Annotated in this window: 17 protein-coding genes and 1 pseudogene; 12 read left to right on the forward strand and 6 right to left on the reverse strand. The window is 69.5% G+C overall.

The genetic code is table 11. The annotated features are described in order from the left end of the window. Positions 1 to 193 precede the first annotated feature (193 nt). The gene (locus K2F47_RS31985) at positions 194 to 3,199 is read left to right on the forward strand and encodes a Tn3 family transposase (RefSeq protein ID WP_242909738.1); all 3,006 of its coding nucleotides are present in this window, start codon (positions 194 to 196) and stop codon (positions 3,197 to 3,199) included. Here the strand turns inward: K2F47_RS31985 and K2F47_RS31990 are convergent. The 3 genes from K2F47_RS31990 to K2F47_RS32000 form a co-directional block, all read right to left on the reverse strand. Then, positions 3,123 to 4,445, reverse strand: coding sequence for an MFS transporter (locus tag K2F47_RS31990; RefSeq protein WP_242909740.1), 1,323 nt, complete (start codon positions 4,443 to 4,445; stop codon positions 3,123 to 3,125). The genes K2F47_RS31985 and K2F47_RS31990 overlap by 77 nt on opposite strands. 15 nt (positions 4,446 to 4,460) lie before the next feature. Next, positions 4,461 to 5,228, reverse strand: a complete 768-nt coding sequence (locus K2F47_RS31995; RefSeq protein ID WP_242909741.1) for an SDR family NAD(P)-dependent oxidoreductase — start codon at positions 5,226 to 5,228, stop codon at positions 4,461 to 4,463. Positions 5,229 to 5,455: 227 nt separating this feature from the next. Then, positions 5,456 to 5,866 carry a hypothetical protein gene (locus K2F47_RS32000; protein WP_242909743.1) on the reverse strand — a complete coding sequence of 137 codons (411 nt, stop codon included), beginning with the start codon at positions 5,864 to 5,866 and terminating at the stop codon, positions 5,456 to 5,458. A 166-nt stretch (positions 5,867 to 6,032) separates the two neighbouring features. Here K2F47_RS32000 and K2F47_RS32005 point away from each other — a divergent pair, with 166 nt between their 5' ends. Together K2F47_RS32005 and K2F47_RS32010 are read left to right on the forward strand one after the other, a co-directional pair. After that, on the forward strand, positions 6,033 to 6,302 hold the full coding sequence (locus K2F47_RS32005) for an ArsR/SmtB family transcription factor (RefSeq protein ID WP_242909745.1): 270 nt from the start codon (positions 6,033 to 6,035) through the stop codon (positions 6,300 to 6,302). Between the two features lie 260 nt (positions 6,303 to 6,562). Then, positions 6,563 to 7,492 (forward strand): recombinase family protein, encoded by a 930-nt coding sequence (locus K2F47_RS32010; protein WP_242909746.1) that lies wholly within the window; start codon positions 6,563 to 6,565, stop codon positions 7,490 to 7,492. A 69-nt stretch (positions 7,493 to 7,561) separates the two neighbouring features. On the opposite strand, the gene K2F47_RS32015 is transcribed toward K2F47_RS32010, so the two are convergent. Further along, entirely contained in the window at positions 7,562 to 8,158 is a 597-nt protein-coding gene (locus K2F47_RS32015; RefSeq protein WP_242909747.1) for a MarR family winged helix-turn-helix transcriptional regulator, read from the reverse strand. Positions 8,159 to 8,222: 64 nt separating this feature from the next. On the opposite strand from K2F47_RS32015, the gene K2F47_RS32020 reads away from it, so the two are divergent. The 5 genes and pseudogenes from K2F47_RS32020 to K2F47_RS32035 all read left to right on the forward strand — a co-directional run bounded on the left by K2F47_RS32020 (position 8,223) and on the right by K2F47_RS32035 (position 13,055). Next, positions 8,223 to 8,942, forward strand: a complete 720-nt coding sequence (locus K2F47_RS32020) for an SDR family NAD(P)-dependent oxidoreductase (protein WP_242909748.1) — start codon at positions 8,223 to 8,225, stop codon at positions 8,940 to 8,942. A 562-nt stretch (positions 8,943 to 9,504) separates the two neighbouring features. Continuing rightward, complete coding sequence (locus K2F47_RS32025) at positions 9,505 to 9,705, forward strand: hypothetical protein (protein WP_242909749.1); 201 nt, start codon at positions 9,505 to 9,507, stop codon at positions 9,703 to 9,705. Positions 9,706 to 9,711: 6 nt separating this feature from the next. Continuing rightward, positions 9,712 to 11,838, forward strand: coding sequence for a DUF4158 domain-containing protein (locus tag K2F47_RS32030; protein ID WP_242909750.1), 2,127 nt, complete (start codon positions 9,712 to 9,714; stop codon positions 11,836 to 11,838). Then, positions 11,757 to 11,957 carry a Tn3 family transposase gene (locus K2F47_RS41850; RefSeq protein WP_372490961.1) on the forward strand — a complete coding sequence of 67 codons (201 nt, stop codon included), beginning with the start codon at positions 11,757 to 11,759 and terminating at the stop codon, positions 11,955 to 11,957. Before K2F47_RS32030 ends, K2F47_RS41850 begins: the two co-directional genes overlap by 82 nt. Positions 11,958 to 11,986: 29 nt before the next feature. Next, a pseudogene (locus tag K2F47_RS32035) lies at positions 11,987 to 13,055 on the forward strand (Tn3 family transposase). 189 nt (positions 13,056 to 13,244) lie between these two features. Here the strand turns inward: K2F47_RS32035 and K2F47_RS32040 are convergent. Further along, positions 13,245 to 14,330, reverse strand: a complete 1,086-nt coding sequence (locus K2F47_RS32040; RefSeq protein ID WP_242909751.1) for an aminotransferase class V-fold PLP-dependent enzyme — start codon at positions 14,328 to 14,330, stop codon at positions 13,245 to 13,247. Beyond that, positions 14,327 to 14,737, reverse strand: coding sequence for a RidA family protein (locus K2F47_RS32045; protein WP_242909753.1), 411 nt, complete (start codon positions 14,735 to 14,737; stop codon positions 14,327 to 14,329). Before K2F47_RS32045 ends, K2F47_RS32040 begins: the two co-directional genes overlap by 4 nt. Before the next feature lie 171 nt (positions 14,738 to 14,908). Here K2F47_RS32045 and K2F47_RS32050 point away from each other — a divergent pair, with 171 nt between their 5' ends. The 4 genes from K2F47_RS32050 to K2F47_RS32065 all read left to right on the forward strand — a co-directional run bounded on the left by K2F47_RS32050 (position 14,909) and on the right by K2F47_RS32065 (position 19,026). Next, positions 14,909 to 16,189 carry a M20 family metallopeptidase gene (locus K2F47_RS32050; protein WP_242909755.1) on the forward strand — a complete coding sequence of 427 codons (1,281 nt, stop codon included), beginning with the start codon at positions 14,909 to 14,911 and terminating at the stop codon, positions 16,187 to 16,189. After that, positions 16,186 to 16,890: an IclR family transcriptional regulator gene (locus tag K2F47_RS32055; RefSeq protein WP_242909757.1), complete on the forward strand. Its 705-nt coding sequence runs from the start codon at positions 16,186 to 16,188 to the stop codon at positions 16,888 to 16,890. Before K2F47_RS32050 ends, K2F47_RS32055 begins: the two co-directional genes overlap by 4 nt. A 176-nt stretch (positions 16,891 to 17,066) precedes the next feature. Beyond that, on the forward strand, positions 17,067 to 18,023 hold the full coding sequence (locus K2F47_RS32060) for a thiamine pyrophosphate-dependent dehydrogenase E1 component subunit alpha (RefSeq protein ID WP_156220881.1): 957 nt from the start codon (positions 17,067 to 17,069) through the stop codon (positions 18,021 to 18,023). Then, positions 18,016 to 19,026, forward strand: a complete 1,011-nt coding sequence (locus K2F47_RS32065; protein WP_242909759.1) for an alpha-ketoacid dehydrogenase subunit beta — start codon at positions 18,016 to 18,018, stop codon at positions 19,024 to 19,026. The genes K2F47_RS32060 and K2F47_RS32065 overlap by 8 nt, the downstream gene beginning before the upstream one ends. The last annotated feature ends 6 nt before the right edge of the window (positions 19,027 to 19,032 follow it).

A 19,032-nucleotide genomic window follows, 5' to 3' on the forward strand; every position in this document is an offset into this window, starting at 1 on the left:
AGCCACCCTCACCCCGCCCAGGCCAGCGGTTCCAGCCTGGTCGGGGCGACGTGTGAAGTAGTCGCAGACTTCGTCCGCTGAAATAGCGACTGCTTGGAGTATCCGAACGGAAATTAGCGGTAGCGGAGCGATCTTGATTCCGGTTCGGTGACGTGCCCGTTTTGCCTGGTCAGCGGGCTCTACGGTCCTCGGCATGCCTGTTGAGTACCTGTCTGTTGAGCAAGAGGCCCGCTACGGCCGGTTCGCCACGGAACCTTCGCCCGGGGAGCTGGAACAGTTCTTCCGCCTGGACAAGAAGGCCCTGAGCCTGGCGCGAGCTAAGCGCCGTCCGGCGACGAGGTTGGGGTGGGCGGTGCAGTGGGGCACGGTGCGGATGCTCGGCACCTTCATGACCGAGGATCCCACGGCGGTCCCGGCCGCCGTGGTGAGGTTCGTTGCCGAGCAGCTCGGCGTCGACGACGAGCACTTCGCCGGGTACGGTGCGCGTTCGCAGACGGCCTACGAGCACGCGTGGGAGATCCGCGACGAGTACGGCTACCGGGACTTTGGTGCGGGTGAGGCGGAGCTGCGGGAGTTTCTGGCAGCACGGGTGTGGTCGTCGCTGGAGGGGCCGCGTGCTCTGTTCGACCGGGCGGTGGTGTGGCTAGTCAACAACAGGGTGCTGCTGCCCGGCGTGACGACGTTGGCCCGGATGGTGGCCGCGATCCGCCAGGAGGAAAACGACCGGCTGCATGCCTCGCTGTACGAGGCGGTGCCGTACGACTTGCGCGCCGAGATGATCCGGTTGCTTGAAGTGCCTGAGAAGAAGCGGGTGTCGGGCAAGGCCATGGAGCTGGCTCTGGACCGTGCCCGCGAGGTTCGCGGCCTGGGTGCTGGAGCCGTCGACGTCGGGCGGGTTCCGGCCGCCCGGATGACCGGGCTGGCCCGGTACGGGCTGACCTCGAAGGCGCCGACACTGAAGCGGCTGGAGGTTACGAGGCAGACTGCAACCCTCCTGGCGGCGGTGCGGCACCTGGAGACCGCGACGGTGGACGACGCGCTCGATCTGCTGCACGCGCTGATGGCCACCAAGCTGCTGGCGAAGGCCGAACGGATGGGCAACGACGCCAAGCTCAAGGCCCTGCCACAGCTGAGGAAGGCGGCGAAGAAGGTCGCAGCGGCAGTCGACGTGCTGATGACGACGCCTCCGGCGACCGAGTCAGGCGAGATGGTCTCCGTGGTGGACGCGTGGTCGGCAATCGAGCAGGTCGTTCCGCGCGAGCAGCTGGCGGAGGCGCTTGCCACGATCGCCGCGGTGGTCCCGGACACGGACGGGGACGACGACGCGGAGTGGCGGGCTGAACTGGTCGCCCGCTACGGCACGGTCCGCGGCCTCATCCGCCTTCTGGTCGAGGTCATCGACTTCGGCGCGGTCGAGGCCGGCGCCCCGGTGGTGAAGGCGCTCAAGCAGCTGCCTGACTTGATCGGCCGTAAAAAGGTCGGTACGGAAGAGGTCTCCATGGAGCTGGTGACCGGCTCGTGGCGGCGGTTGGTGTTCGCCAACCCCAACGTGCCGCACGGCCTGGTGGACAAGGCGGCGTACTCGTTCTGCGTCTTGGAGCACCTCCACCGCTCGCTGCGGCGGCGGGACGTGTTCGCCAGGGACGGCGACCGCTGGGGCGACCCCCGGGCGAAACTGCTGGCCGGGGAGAAGTGGACGGCCGCCGAGCCGAAAGTGCTTACCGCGCTCGGCCTGGAGAGCGAGCCGGCCGGGCACCTCGCCGAACTCGCCTCCGCCCTGCACGCCGCGTACGTCCAGGTCGCCGCCGGGCTGCCGGGCAACAGCGCGCTGGAGGTCGTGGGCGGGAAGCTGAAGCTGGCCAAGCTCGGCAAGGCGGAGGAGCCCAGGCTCATGCCGCCGTTCCGTCAGCTGGTCAACGGCATGCTGCCGAAGGTCGACTTCCCGGAGTTGCTGCTGGAGGTCGCCGAGCTGACTGGCATGCCGGAGGCGTTCACGCACCTCTCCGGCTCCGACTCCTGCATGGAGGGCTTCACCACCAGCCTGTGCGCGGTACTGCTGTCCGAGGCGTGCAACGTCGGGATGACACCGGTCATCAAGCCGGACGTCCCGGCACTCACCCGGGGGCGCCTGGTCCAGGTCGACCAGGGCTACTTCCGTGCCGAGAACATCTCGGCGGCGAACGGTCTGTTCATCGAGGCGCAAGCGAAGATTGACGTCGTACGGGCGTGGGGCGGCGGCCTTGTAGCCTCCGCCGACGGCGTCCGGTTCACGGTCCCCGTGCAGACCCTGTACGCGGGTTCGAATCCCCGGTACTTCGGCCTGCGGCACAAGGGCGCCACCTGGCTGAACGTCGTCAACGACCAAGTGATGGGGCTCGGCGGGGTGGTCGTGCCGGGCACGCTGCGCGACTCGCTGTTCATCCTGGACGCCATCCACGCCCGCGACGGCGTCCCGAAGCCGGAGACAGTCATCACCGACACCGCGTCGTACTCCGACATCGTCTTCGGCCTGTTCGCCATCTGCGGTTACCAGTTCTCCCCCAGGATCGCCGACATTTCCGATGCCAGGCTGTGGCGGACGAACACCGCAGCCGACTACGGCCCGCTCCAGCCCGTCTCGAACCACACCATCCGTCTGGACCGCATCCGCGCCCACTGGGGCGACATGCTCCGCGTGGCCGGCTCCCTGACCCTGGGCGAGGTCCGTGGCCACGACCTGATCCGCATGCTCTCCCGCGACGGCAAGCCGACCGGGCTGGGCGACGCATTCGCCCATTACGGGCGGATCTTCAAAACCCTGCACCTGCTCCAGTTCGTCTCCGACGAGGGATACCGGCGGATGATCGGCGCCCAGCTCAACGTCACCGAGGCCCGCCACCGCCTCGCCCGGAAAATCTTCTTCGGCCAGCGCGGCGAACTGCGCCAGCACTACCGCGAGGGCATGGAGGACCAGCTCGGCGCCCTCGGCCTGGCCCTCAACGCTGTAGTGCTGTTCAACAGCCTCTACATCGACGCCACCGTCAAGCAGCTCGCCGCCGACGGCTTCCCCGTCACCGACGAGTTGCTCGCCCGGCTCTCCCCGCTTCAGTACGACCACATAAACTTCCTCGGCCGCTATGCCCTCACCCGGCCCGCGGCGCCTGGCCTACGCCCGTTGCGTGACCCCCACGACGAGTCAGACGACGGCGAGGCCGAGTAACGGAGGCGTCGCACGATGCCTGATCACTTCCATCAGCACTAGGGTGGTGGCCGAGGCCATCCGCACTCGCCGCACGGTTCCTGGCCGGGCTTTCCTCGAACGTGTACAGCGCCAGTAGGTGGCGGGCGAGGGCGAGTGCGGCAAGCAGCGCGACGAGCACGCACACGCCCCACCAGCCAGCCTGGCTCCAGACGCGTATCCCGAGCCAGGAACCTGCGCTGCCGCCCAGGTAGGCGCAGGTCATGTAGGCGGTGTTGAGCCGGCTGCGGGCGTCGACGCGCAGGGCGTAGACGCGGACTTGATTGGCGACCATGCCGGACTGCATCGCGGTGTCGAGGAGCAGCGTGCCGAGTGTCAGGAAGGTCAGACCCAGCGTGCCGCCCTGGGCGCCAAGGGTGAGGATCGCGGCCGAGACGAGGACGCCAAGCATGCAGACGAGGTTCACTGGATCGGGGCCGTAGCGGTCCACCAGGCGGCCGGCGAGCGGGGTGCAGACCATGGTCGCCGCGCCGACCAGGGCGATCATTCCTACCGCCTGGGCACCCAGTCCGTAGGCCGGACCGGCGAGCAGGAGCGCCAGGCAGGTCCAGACCGCGGAGAACCCGGCGAAGACGGTTGCCTGGTAGAAGCACGAGCGGCGCAGGTCTGGCTCGGTGCGCAGCAGGCGCAGCGGCTCGGCCAGGAGCGCTCTGTACGGCTGGCGGGAGGACGGGGTTGTGGTCGGCACCGCGAACGCCAAGACGGTGGCGAGGATCAGGGCCAGGACCGCGGCGATCAGGTAGGGGGCCCGCCAGCCCAGCCACTCACCGAGCGTGCCGCTGAAGGTCCGGGCCAGCAGCATGCCGCCGGTCGATCCGCTCAGCAGGGTGCCGATCACCGCTCCTTGGCGGTCGGCGGCCACGAGACCAGCCGCCAGGGGGCCGACGATCTGCGCGCCCACGGTGGTCAGGCCGACAAGGGCGCTGGCGGCAATGAGGGCCGGCAGAGTCGGTGCGCAGCCCGCTGCGAGCAGTGCCAGGCCGGTCAGGGCGAGGAGGACGACGAGGAACGAGCGGTGCGGGAGCCGGTCGCCAAGCGGCACCAGCAAGACCATCCCGGCCGTGTAGCCGGTCTGTGTGACGGTCACCACCGCAGCGGCCGAATCGGGCGACACGTGCAGCCCGGCGGCGACCAGTGGACCGATGGCCTGCGGAAAGTAGATGTTGCCCACCGCCACGGCGCACGTGACAGCCAGGATCAAGACCATCCGGCGGCTCATCCTTCAGTCCACCGGCCCGCCCGCGACATAGATGACCTGGCCGGAGACAAACCCCGCCCCGGGGCTTACGAGGAAGGAGGCGGTATGTGCGATGTCGTCAGGAAGGCCCACCCGGCCGACCGGTATGGACTGCTCCGCCCTGTACCGGAACTCCTCGAAGCTCAGGCCGAGCCGCCGGGCCGAGGCCCTGGTCATGTCACTCACGACGAATCCCGGCGCGATGGCGTTCGCGGTCACGCCATGCGGGCCGAGCTGGAGAGCGAGGGACTTGGTGAATCCGATCAAACCCGCCTTCGCGCTGGCGTAGTCGACGCGGCCAGCGTCACCGACAGCGGAGATGCTCGACATGTTGACGATGCGTCCCCATCCGGCCGTCACCATGTGCGGGCAGACGGCCCGGGCGGCGAAGAACGGTCCGCTGAGGTTGATCCCCAAGACCGTGTCCCACTGCTGCGTGGTCATGTCCACAAGGTCGGCACGGGGTCCGATGCCGGCGTTGTTGACCAGCACCGTCGGCGGTCCGAACGCGGCGGCGATCCGGGCGACGGCCGCAGTTACCGCGACCTCGTCGGCGACATCAGCGCCGACGGCCAGCGCTGCCCCGCCGACACTTGTGATGGCCTCCACGGTTTCGGCGCAGTCCGCCTCGTCCAGATCGATCACGCCGACCGCCATGCCGTCGCCCGCCAGGCGCCTGGCAACAGCGGCGCCGCTACCGCGGGCAGCTCCGGTGACAACCGCCGTCCGCTGCGCATGAGTTGTGGGTGTCATGGGAGGAAGTCCACGGCATCGACGTTGCGTCGCCAATCGATGTAGCGTATGACTTAATGATCAGCTTTGTGCTCGACGTCGAGGATCTCGCGGACACCCGCTTCGCCCTCTCACCCCTGCACGAAACCCTGTTCAGCCTGCGGGTGCTCCAGGATCCCGGCCTTTCGGCGCTGCACCTGCCCTGGCGCAGGTCCGTACTCGGCAGGCTCGGCACGCTCGACACCGGTCTACTGATGTCCCTGGTCGCCCAGCGGCGTACCCTCCCCGACTTCCTGACCCCGAATCCCGCGAGCTTCGCGCCGGCCTTCGAAGAAGAACTCTCCGTCGTCCGCCAGTCGTCCTGCGCCCGGGTCCAGCACGACTTGCTGCTTGCGCACGCGCCCGACCCTGTTCCCGAAGCGCTCCGCGACGCCACCGCCGCCGAAGACGCACCTGTCGCCAGACTCCGCGACGCCATCTGCGATCTCCTGCGGCAGTACTGGGCGGTGGCCATCGAGCCGGTGTGGTCGCAGATGCGGCTGGTGCTGGAAGCCGACATGACCTACCGCGCCCGCCAGCTTGCCCTGGGGGGCGCGCGACTGCTGTTCGCCGACATGCACCCGAACCTGCGCTGGCAAGGCGGAGAGCTGTACATCCACAAGATGATCAGCAGGCACCGGGTGGCGGCATCTGGCCGGGGGCTGCTGCTCCTGCCGTCCGTATTCGCACACAAGCCCGCGCCCCCCGTGAGCCGAGACGAGCCGAGACGAGCCGCCGAGCCTCGTCTATCCCAGCCGGGGAGGAGCCACGCTGTGGGGCTCGGAGATGCCGACCGTCGACTCAACCGCCCTGGTGTCTCTGCTCGGTTCATCCCGAGCGAGACTGCTCAGCCTCTTGGAAGAGCCGCTGCCCACCGTGGAGCTCGCCCGCCGTCTCAGGGTCACCCCAAGCGCTGTCTCCCAACATCTGCGTGTCCTGCACTCCACTGGACTGGTCACCCGGACACGTGACGGACGGCATGTGCTGTACCGGAGAAGCACGCTCGGTGGCCGGCTCACAGCCACCGCTACCAGACCGCGAACTCACGACAGCTGAGGATCAGCAGTCCGCCTCCGCCCAACCCCGCCTCGCCGGGCGACTGCCCACTCCACCAAGCCGCTGACTGGTACCCCACCCGTCCACTGACCGGCTCGTCCTGTCGGCAAACGATCGAATGACGACAGGGGTGACAGGCGTCCAATGAACCCGTACTTTTCGGGTCCTGCTGGGCTCAGATCCAATCAGATCCGATGGCGGCTGATGACAGGGTTTGCTGACAGCTAGGGTCGAATGCGACCACGAGAACGGGGACTGGCATGGCCAACCTGGTCTACAAGCGGGTGACGACCGACCAGCAGTCGACGGCCCGGCAGAACCTCGTCCTTCACGAGGCCGGGATCGACGACCCGGTCGTCTTCGAGGAGGACGCCGGCACTTCCAGCCGCCTCCACCCGCTTCAGCGGCCGAAGTTCGGCGAGCTGCTCACGTACGCGCGGCCCGGTGACACCGTGCACATCTCCGAGATGTTCCGCCTCGTACGCGGCACCCAGCACATCCTCGACGTGCTCGACGTCCTCCACCGCGACCGTCTCGCCCTGCGCATCCACGACGGCGCGTTCTCCGCCATGGACCTCACGGCCCGCCACCTGCGCACCGGCGAACTGCTGTCCACCGTGAAGTTCATGGTGCAGACCCTCGCCGCAGCCGGAGAACTCCAGCGCGACCTCCAACGGGAGCTGACCTACGATGGCCTGCGGGCCGCCGAGGCCAAAGGCAACAAGGGCGGGCGCCGTCCGGCCATCCCCTCCGACAAGACCGACGCCGTGCGTACCGCGTACCTGGAGGGCCGGTCCATCGCCGCCCTGGCCCGCGAACACGGCGTCAGTCGTGGCGCCATCCGGACGGCCGTCGCCGACCTGATGCCCGAGCACACCACCGCCAGCCACGAGGACGCCCCGGCACCGGAGCTGCCGGTCACCCTCGACATGCCCGGCAAGGTCGCCGACTTCCTCCGGACCACCGAGCTGGAGCCCGCCGAGCGGGCCGCGCTCGACCACGGGGTGACCGTACGGCGCGGCCAGGGCTACACCCTGCGTATCAGCGCCGTCCCTGCGGTCCACCGCGGGCTCCTCGCCCGATGCCAGTCCCTCGATGGCGCCCACGACCTGCCGGTCGTCCCGGCCCAGCGCAAGGCCCGCCGCGAGTACGAGAACCGCGTCAGCGCCCTCGGCGCAGCCGGACCTTGATCCGGGTCAGCCAGCCACTACCGCTAATTACCGTTCGGATACTCCCCGAGGGCCTATAAGCGCGGGGCCTCAGTCTTGGCCGACGTGCGTTATCCGGTCGTCGTCGGTGCGGTGCTGAACCTGCTGGAGAAGGACCGAGAGCAGCTCTGTGAGCTGGGCCTGCTGCTCTGGCGAGAGGCCGCTGATCAGTTCGGCCTCTCGGTGGAGGACCTGGTCGACGGTCGCCTCGACCAGGTCGTGCCCGGTGGCGGTCAGCGTGACCTGCACGGCGCGGGGACGTCCTTGGGCGGGCCCGCGTTCGACTAGGCCCTCGCGTTCGGCGCGGGCGACGCGCTGCGAGATCGCTCCCGCGGTGACCAAGGAGCGCCGGCTGAGCTCGCGCGTGCTGAGCGTGTACGGGGGGCCGCTCCGACGCAGGACGCTGAGCAGGTCCAGAGTGGCGGCGTCCACGCCGGCGCTGGCCAGGACCCGGCGCCGGTCATCACCGAAGAGCTTGGCCAGTTGCCAGATCGGCGTGACGATCCGGATCGAGGAAACCGGCGTGCCGGGCCGCTCCCGCTCCCAAGCAGCGGCGATGTCCTGGACGAGATGGCCGGCGGCACCGGCCGGCAGCGCCGGGGCCGGGGCGCCGTCCTCGCCGTCCTCTGCTCTGGGGTCTGTTGCCACGAGCTCTCCCGCGAGTATGTTTAGATCTAAATTTAGACCTGAACGACAGTATGGAGCTCAGCTTATGACACGCAGCATCCTGGTCACAGGCGGAGGTACGGGCATCGGCCGCGCCATCGCCCGCCGCTTCGCCGAGCGGCAGGAGACCGTCATCATCACCGGCCGCCGTCCGGCCCCCCTCAAGGAAGCGGCGGACGAACTCGGTGTCCGAGCACTGGTGTGCGACCACACCGACCCTGAGGCGCTGACAGGGGCGCTGGCAGAGCTGCCCGACAAGATCGAGGTGCTGGTCAACAACGCCGGAGGCAACACCGACTTCGACGCCGACGGCAGGTCGGACCTGGCCGCCTACGCCCGGGACTTCCGCGCCAACCTCGACGCGAACCTCGTCAGCGCCGCACTGACGACGAGGGCGCTGGACGAGCGCCTGGCCGCGGGCGGCGCCGTGGTCCACATCGGTTCGATCGCCGCCGACCAGGGTGCCGGTTCCTACGGGGCCGCCAAGGCCGGACTGGCGTCCTGGAACCTCGATCTGGCAGGCGAACTGGGCGCACGCGGCATCACCGCCAACGTCGTCTCGCCCGGCTACGTCGCCGACACAGAGTTCTTCCGTGACCGGCTGCCGGACGAGAGGCGCGCGGAGCTGGTCTCCTCGACCGCGACAGGCCGCGCCGCCTCCCCCGACGACATCGCCGAGGCGGTGATCTTCCTCGCGTCCCCGGCGGCACGCCACATCACCGGCCAGGTGCTGAACGTGAACGGAGGCGCGTACAGAACCCGCTGACCCCGTCGCCGCGAGCGGATGCCACAGGCTCCGGCCCAGGCAGGACGAGGCACAAAGTAGGTGGTCCTAGCCGAGCACGCCGTGGTCGCGAAACATGCGCCTGACGATCGCCAGACATAAGTCGCCGCCCCTCCCCCGTTGCCGACGGCGATGCCGCGTAGGTGAGGGCCGTAGGAGAGCATCACCTCCTCAGCGAGGCTCGCGACCATTGAACACGCGGTCGCGGACGTATTCGCGTCCCCATTCCCGACCAGTGCACGAGGCAGTGAGGAACCCCAGGGCGAAATCCGAGACTCTGAGCCGTTCGACCGGCGCGCCCAGTTCGATGACGCGGAAGGTCGTTCGCCCGGCCACGATGGCGGTCGTCCGACATCGTGGCCGGCCTAGGTGGTAGGCGGCCGAGATACCTCGGAACCGGCAATAGCGATCTTGGAGCAGGTCGCTTCCAGGCTGATTGATGCTGGTAGGCCGCGTTCTTGGTGATATTCCTTCGCTGTCCGTGCTGGTCCCGTTACCGTGTTCCGATCACTGTGGGTCGGGAGGTGGAAGCGGAGGGTGCGCGATGGAGCGTGCGTGGACTCGCAATGCGATGCCGGGCCGGCTGTGGGCCGACGGCGGGACTGGCGAGCTGATCGAGGAACTGCCTTACGTGTTCGTCGAGGGGGTGGGTGGCGGGTTGGTCTCGCCGCCGATGGCGACCGCGTTCGCGGTGCTGGCTGCTCTTGGTCTGGGGGGCCTGGGCTCTGAACCCGTCGTGAGGTGATCGGCGGTGACAGCGATTGACCGGACCGCGTATCCGCGGTTGAAGAAGGGCATCTTGGCGCGGGAGCTGCACGACTCGTTCACGCCGTCGTTGGAGGAGATCGCGTGGGTGCGGGAGCAGACCCGCTCGCATGAGGCTGAGCTGGTGCTGGCGGTGCTGCTGAAGACGCATCAGCGGCTGGCGTACTTCCCCAAGCTGGAGGCGGTTCCGGCGCAGGTGATCGCGCATGTCCGCGGTTGCCTGGACCTGCCGGAACCGGTGCAGGCGGTGTCAGAGTCCGAGCGCACGTTGCGCGACCACAAGACGCTGGTGCGCAAGAGGGTGAAGGTCACCCTGGACAAGAAGAAGGCCGCCCGGGTCGCTGCAGCGATCATCCGCAAGGAGGCCCAAAGCAAGGACAACCCGGCGGACCTGATCAACGTGGCGATCGAGGAGTTGGTCCGGCACCGGCTGGAGCTGCTGGGGTTCACCACGCTGGACGAGCTCGTCCGTACGATCCGTACCGAGGTCAACACCGCATTCTTCCGGATGATCCGGGGCCGGATGAGCGTGCTGGTGCAGGGGCATCTGCTGAACCTGCTGGTGGTCGACCCGTACTCCAGGCGCAGCGAGTTCGATGGGCTGAAGCGGCCAGCGCGGCGGCCGTCGGTGTCGCGGGTGCGCAAGTACCTGGAATGGGTGCGGCGGCTGGACAACCGGTTCGCCGGCAGCGCGGACTGGCTGGAGGGCATCCCGCCGGCGAAGGTGGTGCATTTCGCTGGGGAGGCGCGGGTGCTGGACGCGGCCGAGATGCGCGACATCAAGAACCTGGACAAGCGGCTGGCGCTGCTGGCGTGCCTGGTGCACCTGACCCGGGTGCGGTCGCGGGACGATATGGCCGACATGCTGTGCCGCCGGATGGCGATCCTGCACAGCAAGGGGCGCGACAAGCTGGAGGAGATCCGCGAGAAGGAACGTGCCGAGACCGAGCGGCTGTGGGAGGTGTTCGGCCAGGTGCTGACCGGCGCCCGCGTCGCCACCGGCCTGGAGGAACACGACGAGCAGGAGAACCACGCGGAGAGTGGCGACGGCCGACAGGGCAAGGACGGCGAGTCCGGCGAGCGGAACGCCGAAGGCCTCCGGGACACCACAGAGCACAGCGAGCGCGCCGAACCCCCGACCGCTACCGGCGGCGCCGCCGACCATCAGGACGCTCACGAGGCCAATCCCGCCGATGCTGACGGTACCGGAGATGCTCCAGGTGAGGTGGGCGGCACCGACGAGGAGATCCGCGAGCTCCATGAAAAGGCCGGTGAGTTGATGCTGGCGCCGCTGGTGGACGCCGGTGGGATCGCGGTGGTGTCGGCCCAGCACGCGGAGATCTCCGCCCATCACGGCAACAACTACATGCCGCTGCTGGCGCCGCTATTGCACCGCCCGCACCGCAAGGCCTTGTTCGACCTGCTGGAGTTCCTGGAGCTGGAGGCGACCAGCTCGGACGCCACGGTGCTGACGGCGGTGGAGTTCATCAAGGCCAACCGCAAGCTGACCCGCGAATGGGTCGACGACCGGCTGCCGGGGACGGTCACGCCGCTGGATGTGCGGTTCTGCTCACGCAACTGGGCCAAGACCATCCGCGACAAGACGCACCCGGGCAAGTTCGCCCGCCGCCACTTGGAGGTGTCCGTGCTGTCCTACCTCGCTGCGGAGCTCAAGAGTGGCGACATCGCGGTCAAGGGCGCCGACTCCTTTGGCAACTTCCTGGCCCAGCTGATGACGCCGGCCGAGATCGCGCCGCTGATCGACAAGTACTGCGAGCAGGCCGGACTTCCGACCACCGGAGCCGAGTTCCGGCAGAGCCGCTACGCCGAGCTCAGGCGCGTCAGCGCGGACGTGGACGCCGGCTACCCGACAATGCCGACCTGGTCATCGACGATGAGACGGGGCGGCCGACGCTCAAGCGCCGCAAGGGCAAGGAACGCACCGCCTCGGCGATCCGGCTGGAGCAGCTGGTGGAGGACCACCGCAGCGAGGTGTCGTTGCTGGACATCGTCACCAAGGTGGCGCACTGGGTGCCGTGGTGGCGGCCGTTCGGTCCGCTGTCAGGATCAGATCCCAAGCTGCGCAACCCGCGGGCCCGCTACAGCCTGGTGACCTTCACCTACGGCACCAACATGGGCCCTTACCAGATGGCCAGGCATCTGCGCGGGCAGGTGTCGGCGCATGAGACTCGGTGCCGGGCAACAAGCACATCACCGCGGCGAACCTGGTGACCGCGTCGGGCCGGATGGCCGATGAGTACATGCGGCTGGACGTGGCGCAGCTGTGGGGCGACGGCACCAAGGTCGGCGACGACGGCACCCAGATGGACACCTGGGACGACAACCTCCTCGCCGAGACCAGCGTCCGATATGGGGCTACGGCGGCATTGCATACAGGCACATCGCCGATTCCTACATCGCCTTGTTCTCAAGATTCATTCCCTGTGGGGTGTGGGAGGCGGTGCACCTGTTCGAGGGGCTGCTGGACAACGAGTCCGAACAGGTCGACCCGAGCAGATCCATGCGGACACGCAAGGGCAGTCGCTGCCGGTCTTCGGCCTGGCCACGATGCTGGGGGTGGAGTTGCTGCCGCGCATCCGCAACTGGAAGGACCTGGTCTTCTACAAGCACAGCGCCAACGCCTCCTTCGCCCACATCGGGCCGCTGTTCGGCGACGACGGCACCCTCGGCGGCGACAACACCTCGCAGGTCATCAACTGGGACCTGATCGAGGAACACTGGATCGACCTGCTGCGCGTGATGATCTCCATCCGGGAGGGGAAGATCTCCTCCTCGGTGCTGCTGCGGCGGCTGGGCAACGAGTCCCGCAAGAACCGCATCTACAAGGCGTTCCGCGAACTGGGCCGGGTGACCAGGACGATCGTGCTGCTCCGGTTCCTCTCCGAACCCGAGCTCAGAGAGTCGATCACCGCGATCACCAACCGGGTCGAGGCCTTCCACGGCTTCGCCAAGTGGCTGGGGTTCGGCCACGACGGCGTACTGACCGACAACGACCCCGACCACATGGAGAAGCTGGTCAAATTCAACGAGCTGCTGGCCAACATCGTGATCTACTACAACGCCGCGGAGCTGAGGGCGATCCTCAACCAGCTGCGCACCGAACGCGACGACCAGGGCAACAAGTACGTGCTCAAGCCCGAGGACATCGCCGCGCTGTCGCCGTACGTGCGGGCCCACATCCGCCGTTTCGGCGACTACACCCTGGACGACACCCCGCCTGACGGGCCTGTGGAACACCACCTCGACCTCGATGACGACGACGCCGGAGAGGACACCGTGAGTGGTGTCGCGGACGCGTCCGCCGCGTGAGGCCAGTGATCACGGCCTAGTTCGCGGGTGTCAGGAGGTGGCAGGCCCGGCCTCGGTCGAAGGCCCGCCCGCACCCGCTGGGCCCAGCACAACGTCCGGCTGCACCACGCCGGCACCAAGACCTTCCACCACCCGACAGTCGGCTTGCGTTATATGAGCCGTCCAGCCCGTCTTCGGTCCCCAGAAGGTCTACCTCTCTGCGAGGATGCTCAGCGTCGTTCGTACGTCGTCCTCGTCGTTGAAGTAGTGGAAACCGAAACGCACGCGGTCGCCGAGCGCGGTCGCTCGCACGCCTTGTTCGCGCAGCCGCGCGGACAGGCGGTCAGCGTGGTCGGTGTGCAGCACGACGATCTGCGAGAGCGGGCCGCTCACCACGCGCCGGTAGCCGATGCCTGCCGCCTGTTCGGTGAGCTGCCCGGCGAGGTCGAGGCAGTGCCGCTCGACGCGGTCGGCGTCCAGCGAGCCGAGCAGGCGCAGCGCCGCGCAGGCGCCGAGCCAGGAGAACCAGGCGGGGGACGTGTCGCACCGGCCGGCGTCGTCGGCCAGCCGCATGGGGCCGCCGAAGTAGCCGTGCGGCGGGCTGGTGGACTTCCAGCTCGGCGCGAGCGCCGTCAGCTCGCCGAGCCGGTCCGGCCTGGTGACGAGCCAGGCCGCGCCACGCGGGCACAGCATCCATTTGTAGCCGTGCACGGCCAGGTAATCGGGACGCACGGTCACCGGGTCGAAGCGCAGCGCGCCCAGCGACTGCGTCAGGTTGACGAACAGTCGCGCGCCCACCCGGTCGGTCGCCTCCCGCAGGGCGGCCAGGTCGAGCCGCTGCCCTTCCCTGCTGGTCACCTCGCTGACGGCGAGGAGCACGGTGTCGTGGTCCAGCGCAGCGATCAGGTCCTCCACCCGGGTCGCGCCGTCGCGGGCCCGGACGGCAACCACGTCGTGCTGTGCCAGCCACGGGAACAGGTTGCTGCGGAACTCCTCGGCCGCCACCACGACCCGGCGGCGCGGCAGGGAGCCCGCGACCGTGGCGGCGGCCTCGGCGAGCGAGCCGAGCGTCGAGATCGTGGCGGGGTCGGCCCCGACCAGCGGGGCGAACAGGGTGCGGGCCTCGCCCGCCGCCGCGTCCCATGCAGGCCAGTCGAGCTCGCCGCTGGACCACGCGGACACGGCCTCGTGCAGGGCATCGGTCACCGGTCGTGCGCCGGGCGGCATGCCCGGCGTGTCCAGCCAGACCGTTGACCGCAGTGCGGGGAAGAGGCCGCGGAAGTCCTCCGGGCTCATCGGCGCGGCAGGGCGGCCACGCCCTCGATCTCGACGGTCAGCTCCGGGGCGGCCAGGGCCGTGACCACGGCAAGCGAATGGGCGGGCCAGTCGCCGTCGGGGTACCACTTCGCGAACGTCTCGGCCCGCGCCGCGCGGCAGCCTTGGATGTGTTCGACGCCCGCGACCAGGGTGAACAGCTTCACCAAGTGGTGTGGCCCCGCGCCGAGCGAGTGGAGCAGCCGCTCGATGTTGGCGAAGATCTGCCGCGTCTGCGTTTCGGCGTCGGGGCCCGCGAGCGTGCCGTCCGGCAGCGCGCCGACCTGGCCGGAGATCATCACCAGCTCGTGGCCGGCCGGCACGGAGGCGAGGTGGCTGTACTGGCCGATCGGCGGAGCCAGCGTGTCGGGATTCCAGCGGCAGATCATCGGTGAGCTCCTCCTCGGAGATCGGTTTTGAGGTGTGAGCACGCTAGGCGCGTGTGGCCTGGCATTTCACGTGTCCGCATACTGAATTTCAGATAGTCGAAAAACGGGTTCATTCTGATGCGGTGCAGCGAGGCGACGGCGCACAGTGAACGGCCAAAGGGAGGTGACCGGATGCCACCGCAACCGAGTGACGCCGAGGTGTTGGCCCAGGTGGAGGCGCTGGCCGAGGACATGCTGGAGCTGCTGTCCGCGAGCGTCCGCCAGGCCAGCGAGAGCGGCTGGGAGGACCGGGTGACCGGTCTGTACGCGGAGTGGTTCGCACGCCGGGGCTGGCCGGTTGTCCGGCAGCCGATCGCAGCGACCGGGCTGGCGGACGGCGAACCGCGGGCCGAGTGGAGGGAGAACCTCATCGCCTGGTTCCGCGGACGCCGCGGGCGGCCCTGCATGGTCCTCAACGGCCACCTCGACGTTGTGCCCGCGGGTGATGAGCAGGCGTGGACGCATCCGCCGTACGCCGGGGTTCGTGCCGGCGGCCGGGTGTACGGACGGGGCTCGGTGGACATGAAGGGCGGCATCGCAGCCGGCCTGTACGCGCTTGCCGCGTTGGAGGACCTCGGCGTCGAGCCGGACATCGACGTGGCCGTCGAGCTTGTCGTCGCCGAGGAGACGACCGGCGTGGGCACCCGGGCGGCGGCCTTGGAGGCCTCGGATCCGGTCGCAGCCCTGATCCTGGAACCGACCGGCGGCCCGATCGTGCCGATCAGCACGAGCCTGCAGTTCTTCACCGTGGACGTCACCGGGCGCTCTGCGCACACCTCGGCGCCGTGGCGCGGGGTGGACGCCTTCGAACGGCTGATCTGGGTGCGTGAGGCCCTGGTCGAGCTCGGCCGCAAGGGGGGTGAGGGTTACCGGCATCCGCTGTTTGCGGACGTGCCGACCGCGATCCCCTTCGCCATCGGCACCGCGAGTGCGGGGAACTGGCGGGCGGCGGTCCCCGATCATGCCACGATGTCCGGCCGGATCGGGGTCGCGCCGGGCGAGTCGGTGGAGGCGGTGCGCGGCGAGTTCCAGCGCGTCCTCGACCAGGTGGCCGCCACCGACGACTGGCTGCGTGCGCACCCGCCGATCGTGCGCTGGGACGGCGAGGGCAGGACCGGGTGGGAGACGCCCGTCGAGCACGAGTTGATCGTTGCGCTCCGCAACGCGCAGCGCACGTGCATGGGCGCCGAGCGGCTGACCGGGTTCACCGCCGGCTCCGACGCCGCCTTCTTCGGCGCGGCCGGGGTGCCGACGGCCGTGTTCGGGCCCGGCGAGGTGGTCAGGGCGCACAGCCCGGACGAGTTCGTCGAGGAGGACGCGGTGGTGCAGGCCGAGGGAGTGTTCGCCCTCGCCCTGCGAGATCTGACCGGGCGAGATCTGACCGGGCGAGACCTGCCGGGGAGGCGGGCATGAGCGAGAAGACCGTCCTGCACACGCTGGAGCGCGGCCTGCAGGTCCTGGAGGCCGTGGCCGTCGCCGACGGCGCTGCCACCGCGAAGGTACTCAGCCGCCAGCTCGGCATCAAACTCGGCACCTGCTACCACCTGCTGCGCACCCTGCTGGCCAGCGGTTACGTGGTGCGCCTGCCCGGCGGCCGCTACGACGTCGGCCACCGCGCGGCGTCGCTGAACAGGCACCTCCAGCGCAGGTCGGGCCCGTCACCGGAGCTAACGGTGATCCTGACCCGGTTGCACAACAGGACACACGAGACGTCCTACATCTCCGGCTGGTACCACGGGACGCTGACGCTGCAGCACTACATCTCCGGGCTGCACGCGGTCAGCGTCGGCAATCTCGACGTGGGCTACACCGGCCACATGCACGCCCGCGCCTCCTGCAAGGCGGTGCTCGCCTTCCTGCCGGAGGAGCAGGTGGCGGCGATGTTCAAGGGAGTGGAGCTCGCGGCGGTCACCCCGCACACGATCGTCGACTACGACCACCTCACCGTCGAGCTGGCCCGGGCGCGCAGGCAGGGCTACGCAGTGGACCGCGAGGAGTTCAGCGAGGGCGTGTGCTGCGTGTCCGCGCCTTTCTTCGACGAGACGGGCTCGCCGACGGGCGCATTCACGGTGTCCGTCCCAACTGCCCGGTTCCACGAGCGGCGGCCGCGCTGACCATGGCGGTCCGCGAGGCGGCCTCGATGGCGACCGGTTTCCTGCGCGCCGGGCACCTGGCCGTGCTTCCCGCCGAGCCGGGCAAGTCGCCCGGCCACCGGGACGCGTCATGACGCCCCGATAGCAAGCCGGCGACCAGGGATTTCGTACCGAGACAGAGGAGAGTGGGTACCCCCATGCCTGAAACAGCCATGCTGCTCGACCATCTGGAGTCGATGCGGCGGATCAGGTTCTTCGAGGAAGAGGTCGCCCGCCTGCGGGCGCGAGGTGACGTCGTCGGATCCGTCCATCTGTGCAACGGGCAGGAGGCGATCTACACCGGCGCCTGCGCGGCGCTGGACCTGAGCCGCGATGCGGTCTTCCCCACCTATCGTGGGCACGGGTGGACGCTGGCCTGCGGCGTGCCACCGTACCCGCTGTTCGCCGAGCTGCTCGGCCGCCAGAGCGGGATCAACGGCGGCCGGGGCGGGTCGGCGTACCTAACGGCGCCTGAGTACGGCATGTACGGCGAGAATTCCATCGTCGGCGCGGGCGCCCCGATCGCCGCCGGTGCGGCGCTGGCCGCCGCCTACGACGGGTCGGGCAGGGTCGCGCTCGCCGCGTTCGGTGACGGCGCGATGAACCAGGGCGCGGTGCACGAGGCGATGAACTTCGCCGCCGTACGCCGCCTTCCGGTGATCTTCCTGGTGGAGAACAACCACTACTCGGAGCTGACGCCGATCGCCGACATGGTGCGGGTGGACCGCCTGTTCAAGCGCGCGTCCGCGTACGGCATGCCGGGGGCGCGGATCGACGGCAACGACCCCGCGGCCGTCCGCGAGGCCGTCTCCAAGGCGGCCGGGCGGGCCCGTTCCGGCGAGGGACCTGTGCTGCTGGAGGCCATGACGCAGCGACTCGTCGGGCACTACATCGGCGACGCCCAGCACTACCGCCCCGCCGGAGAGATGGAGCGGGCGCTGGCCGACGAGCCGATCATCCGGCTCTTGGCCGTCCTGCGCGCCGCGGGCGTCGACCAGGACGAACTGGACGCCGGCGCGGACCGCGTGCACGCCGAGATCGCCGAGGCCTCGAAGCGCGCGCTCGCCGACCCGCCGGCCGACCCGACCACCGTCCTGGAGCACCTGTATGCCTGAGCAGACCAAACGCCTCTCCTACGCCGAGGCCGTCAACGCCGCGCTCCGCCGCGCGCTGGAGGAACGGCCGGAGACCCTGCTGTTCGGCGAGGACGTGGCCGTACCCGGCGGCGTCTTCGGCGTGACCAAGGGGCTGCGCAAGCAGTTCGGCGACAGGGTGTTCGATACGCCGATCTCCGAGTCGGCCATTCTCGGTGGAGCCATCGGCGCCGCGATGTTCGGACGCCGGCCGATCGCCGAGATCATGTGGGCCGACTTCTCGCTGGTGGCCTTGGACCAATTGGTCAACCAGGCGGCCAACGTCCGCTACGTCTCGCGCGGCTTGCTGGGCGCGCCGATCACCGTGCGCACCCAGCAGGGCAGCGCCCCGGGTGCTTGCGCGCAGCACTCGCAGAGCCTGGAAGCCTTCTTCGCCCACGTCCCCGGACTGCGCGTGTGCATGCCCGCCACCCACCAGGACGCCTACGACCTCCTGCTGTCGGCGATCTGGAGCGACGACCCGGTGATCGTCATCGAGAACCGCACGCTTTACCACGCCGGCAAGCAGGACGTGCGGCTGGGCGGGGCCGTGCCGCCCGTCGGAGGCGCCGCGGTGCGCAGGCCGGGATCGGACGTCACCGTGCTGACGTGGGGAGCCGTCCAGCAGGAGGTGCTGGCCGCGGCGGAGCGCCTGTCGGTACAGGGGATCGAGACCGAGGTCCTCGACGCCCGATGGATCCGACCGCTCGACCTGGACGCCGTGCTCGGCAGCCTCGCGCGTACCGGCCGGCTGGTCGTGGTGCACGAGGCGCACACCACCGGCGGGGTCGGCGGCGAGGTCGTCGCCGCGATCGCCGAAGCGGGGGTGCCGTTGCGGTCCGCGCCGATCCGCGTTGGCGCGCCGCCGGTACGGATCCCGGCCGCGCCGTCGCTGGCGCAGGCCGTCATCCCGGCCGCCGACGTGATCGCCGGCGCGCTGACCAGATCGGTGCACGGCACCGCCGTACCGGCCAGAAGGGAGTGAACGTGC

It is taken from the genome of Actinomadura terrae (assembly GCF_022751215.1).
GTDB classification, from domain to species: Bacteria; Actinomycetota; Actinomycetes; order Streptosporangiales; family Streptosporangiaceae; genus Spirillospora; species Spirillospora terrae.

Coding starts and splice junctions, on each gene's coding strand:
- K2F47_RS31985 (WP_242909738.1), top strand. CDS start 194: ATGCCTGTTGAGTACCTGTCTGTTGAGCAAGAGGCCCGCTACGGCCGG.
- K2F47_RS31990 (WP_242909740.1), bottom strand. CDS start 4,445: ATGGTCTTGATCCTGGCTGTCACGTGCGCCGTGGCGGTGGGCAACATC.
- K2F47_RS31995 (WP_242909741.1), bottom strand. CDS start 5,228: ATGACACCCACAACTCATGCGCAGCGGACGGCGGTTGTCACCGGAGCT.
- K2F47_RS32005 (WP_242909745.1), top strand. CDS start 6,033: ATGCCGACCGTCGACTCAACCGCCCTGGTGTCTCTGCTCGGTTCATCC.
- K2F47_RS32010 (WP_242909746.1), top strand. CDS start 6,563: ATGGCCAACCTGGTCTACAAGCGGGTGACGACCGACCAGCAGTCGACG.
- K2F47_RS32020 (WP_242909748.1), top strand. CDS start 8,223: ATGACACGCAGCATCCTGGTCACAGGCGGAGGTACGGGCATCGGCCGC.
- K2F47_RS32025 (WP_242909749.1), top strand. CDS start 9,505: ATGGAGCGTGCGTGGACTCGCAATGCGATGCCGGGCCGGCTGTGGGCC.
- K2F47_RS32040 (WP_242909751.1), bottom strand. CDS start 14,330: ATGAGCCCGGAGGACTTCCGCGGCCTCTTCCCCGCACTGCGGTCAACG.
- K2F47_RS32045 (WP_242909753.1), bottom strand. CDS start 14,737: ATGATCTGCCGCTGGAATCCCGACACGCTGGCTCCGCCGATCGGCCAG.
- K2F47_RS32050 (WP_242909755.1), top strand. CDS start 14,909: ATGCCACCGCAACCGAGTGACGCCGAGGTGTTGGCCCAGGTGGAGGCG.
- K2F47_RS32055 (WP_242909757.1), top strand. CDS start 16,186: ATGAGCGAGAAGACCGTCCTGCACACGCTGGAGCGCGGCCTGCAGGTC.
- K2F47_RS32060 (WP_156220881.1), top strand. CDS start 17,067: ATGCCTGAAACAGCCATGCTGCTCGACCATCTGGAGTCGATGCGGCGG.
- K2F47_RS32065 (WP_242909759.1), top strand. CDS start 18,016: ATGCCTGAGCAGACCAAACGCCTCTCCTACGCCGAGGCCGTCAACGCC.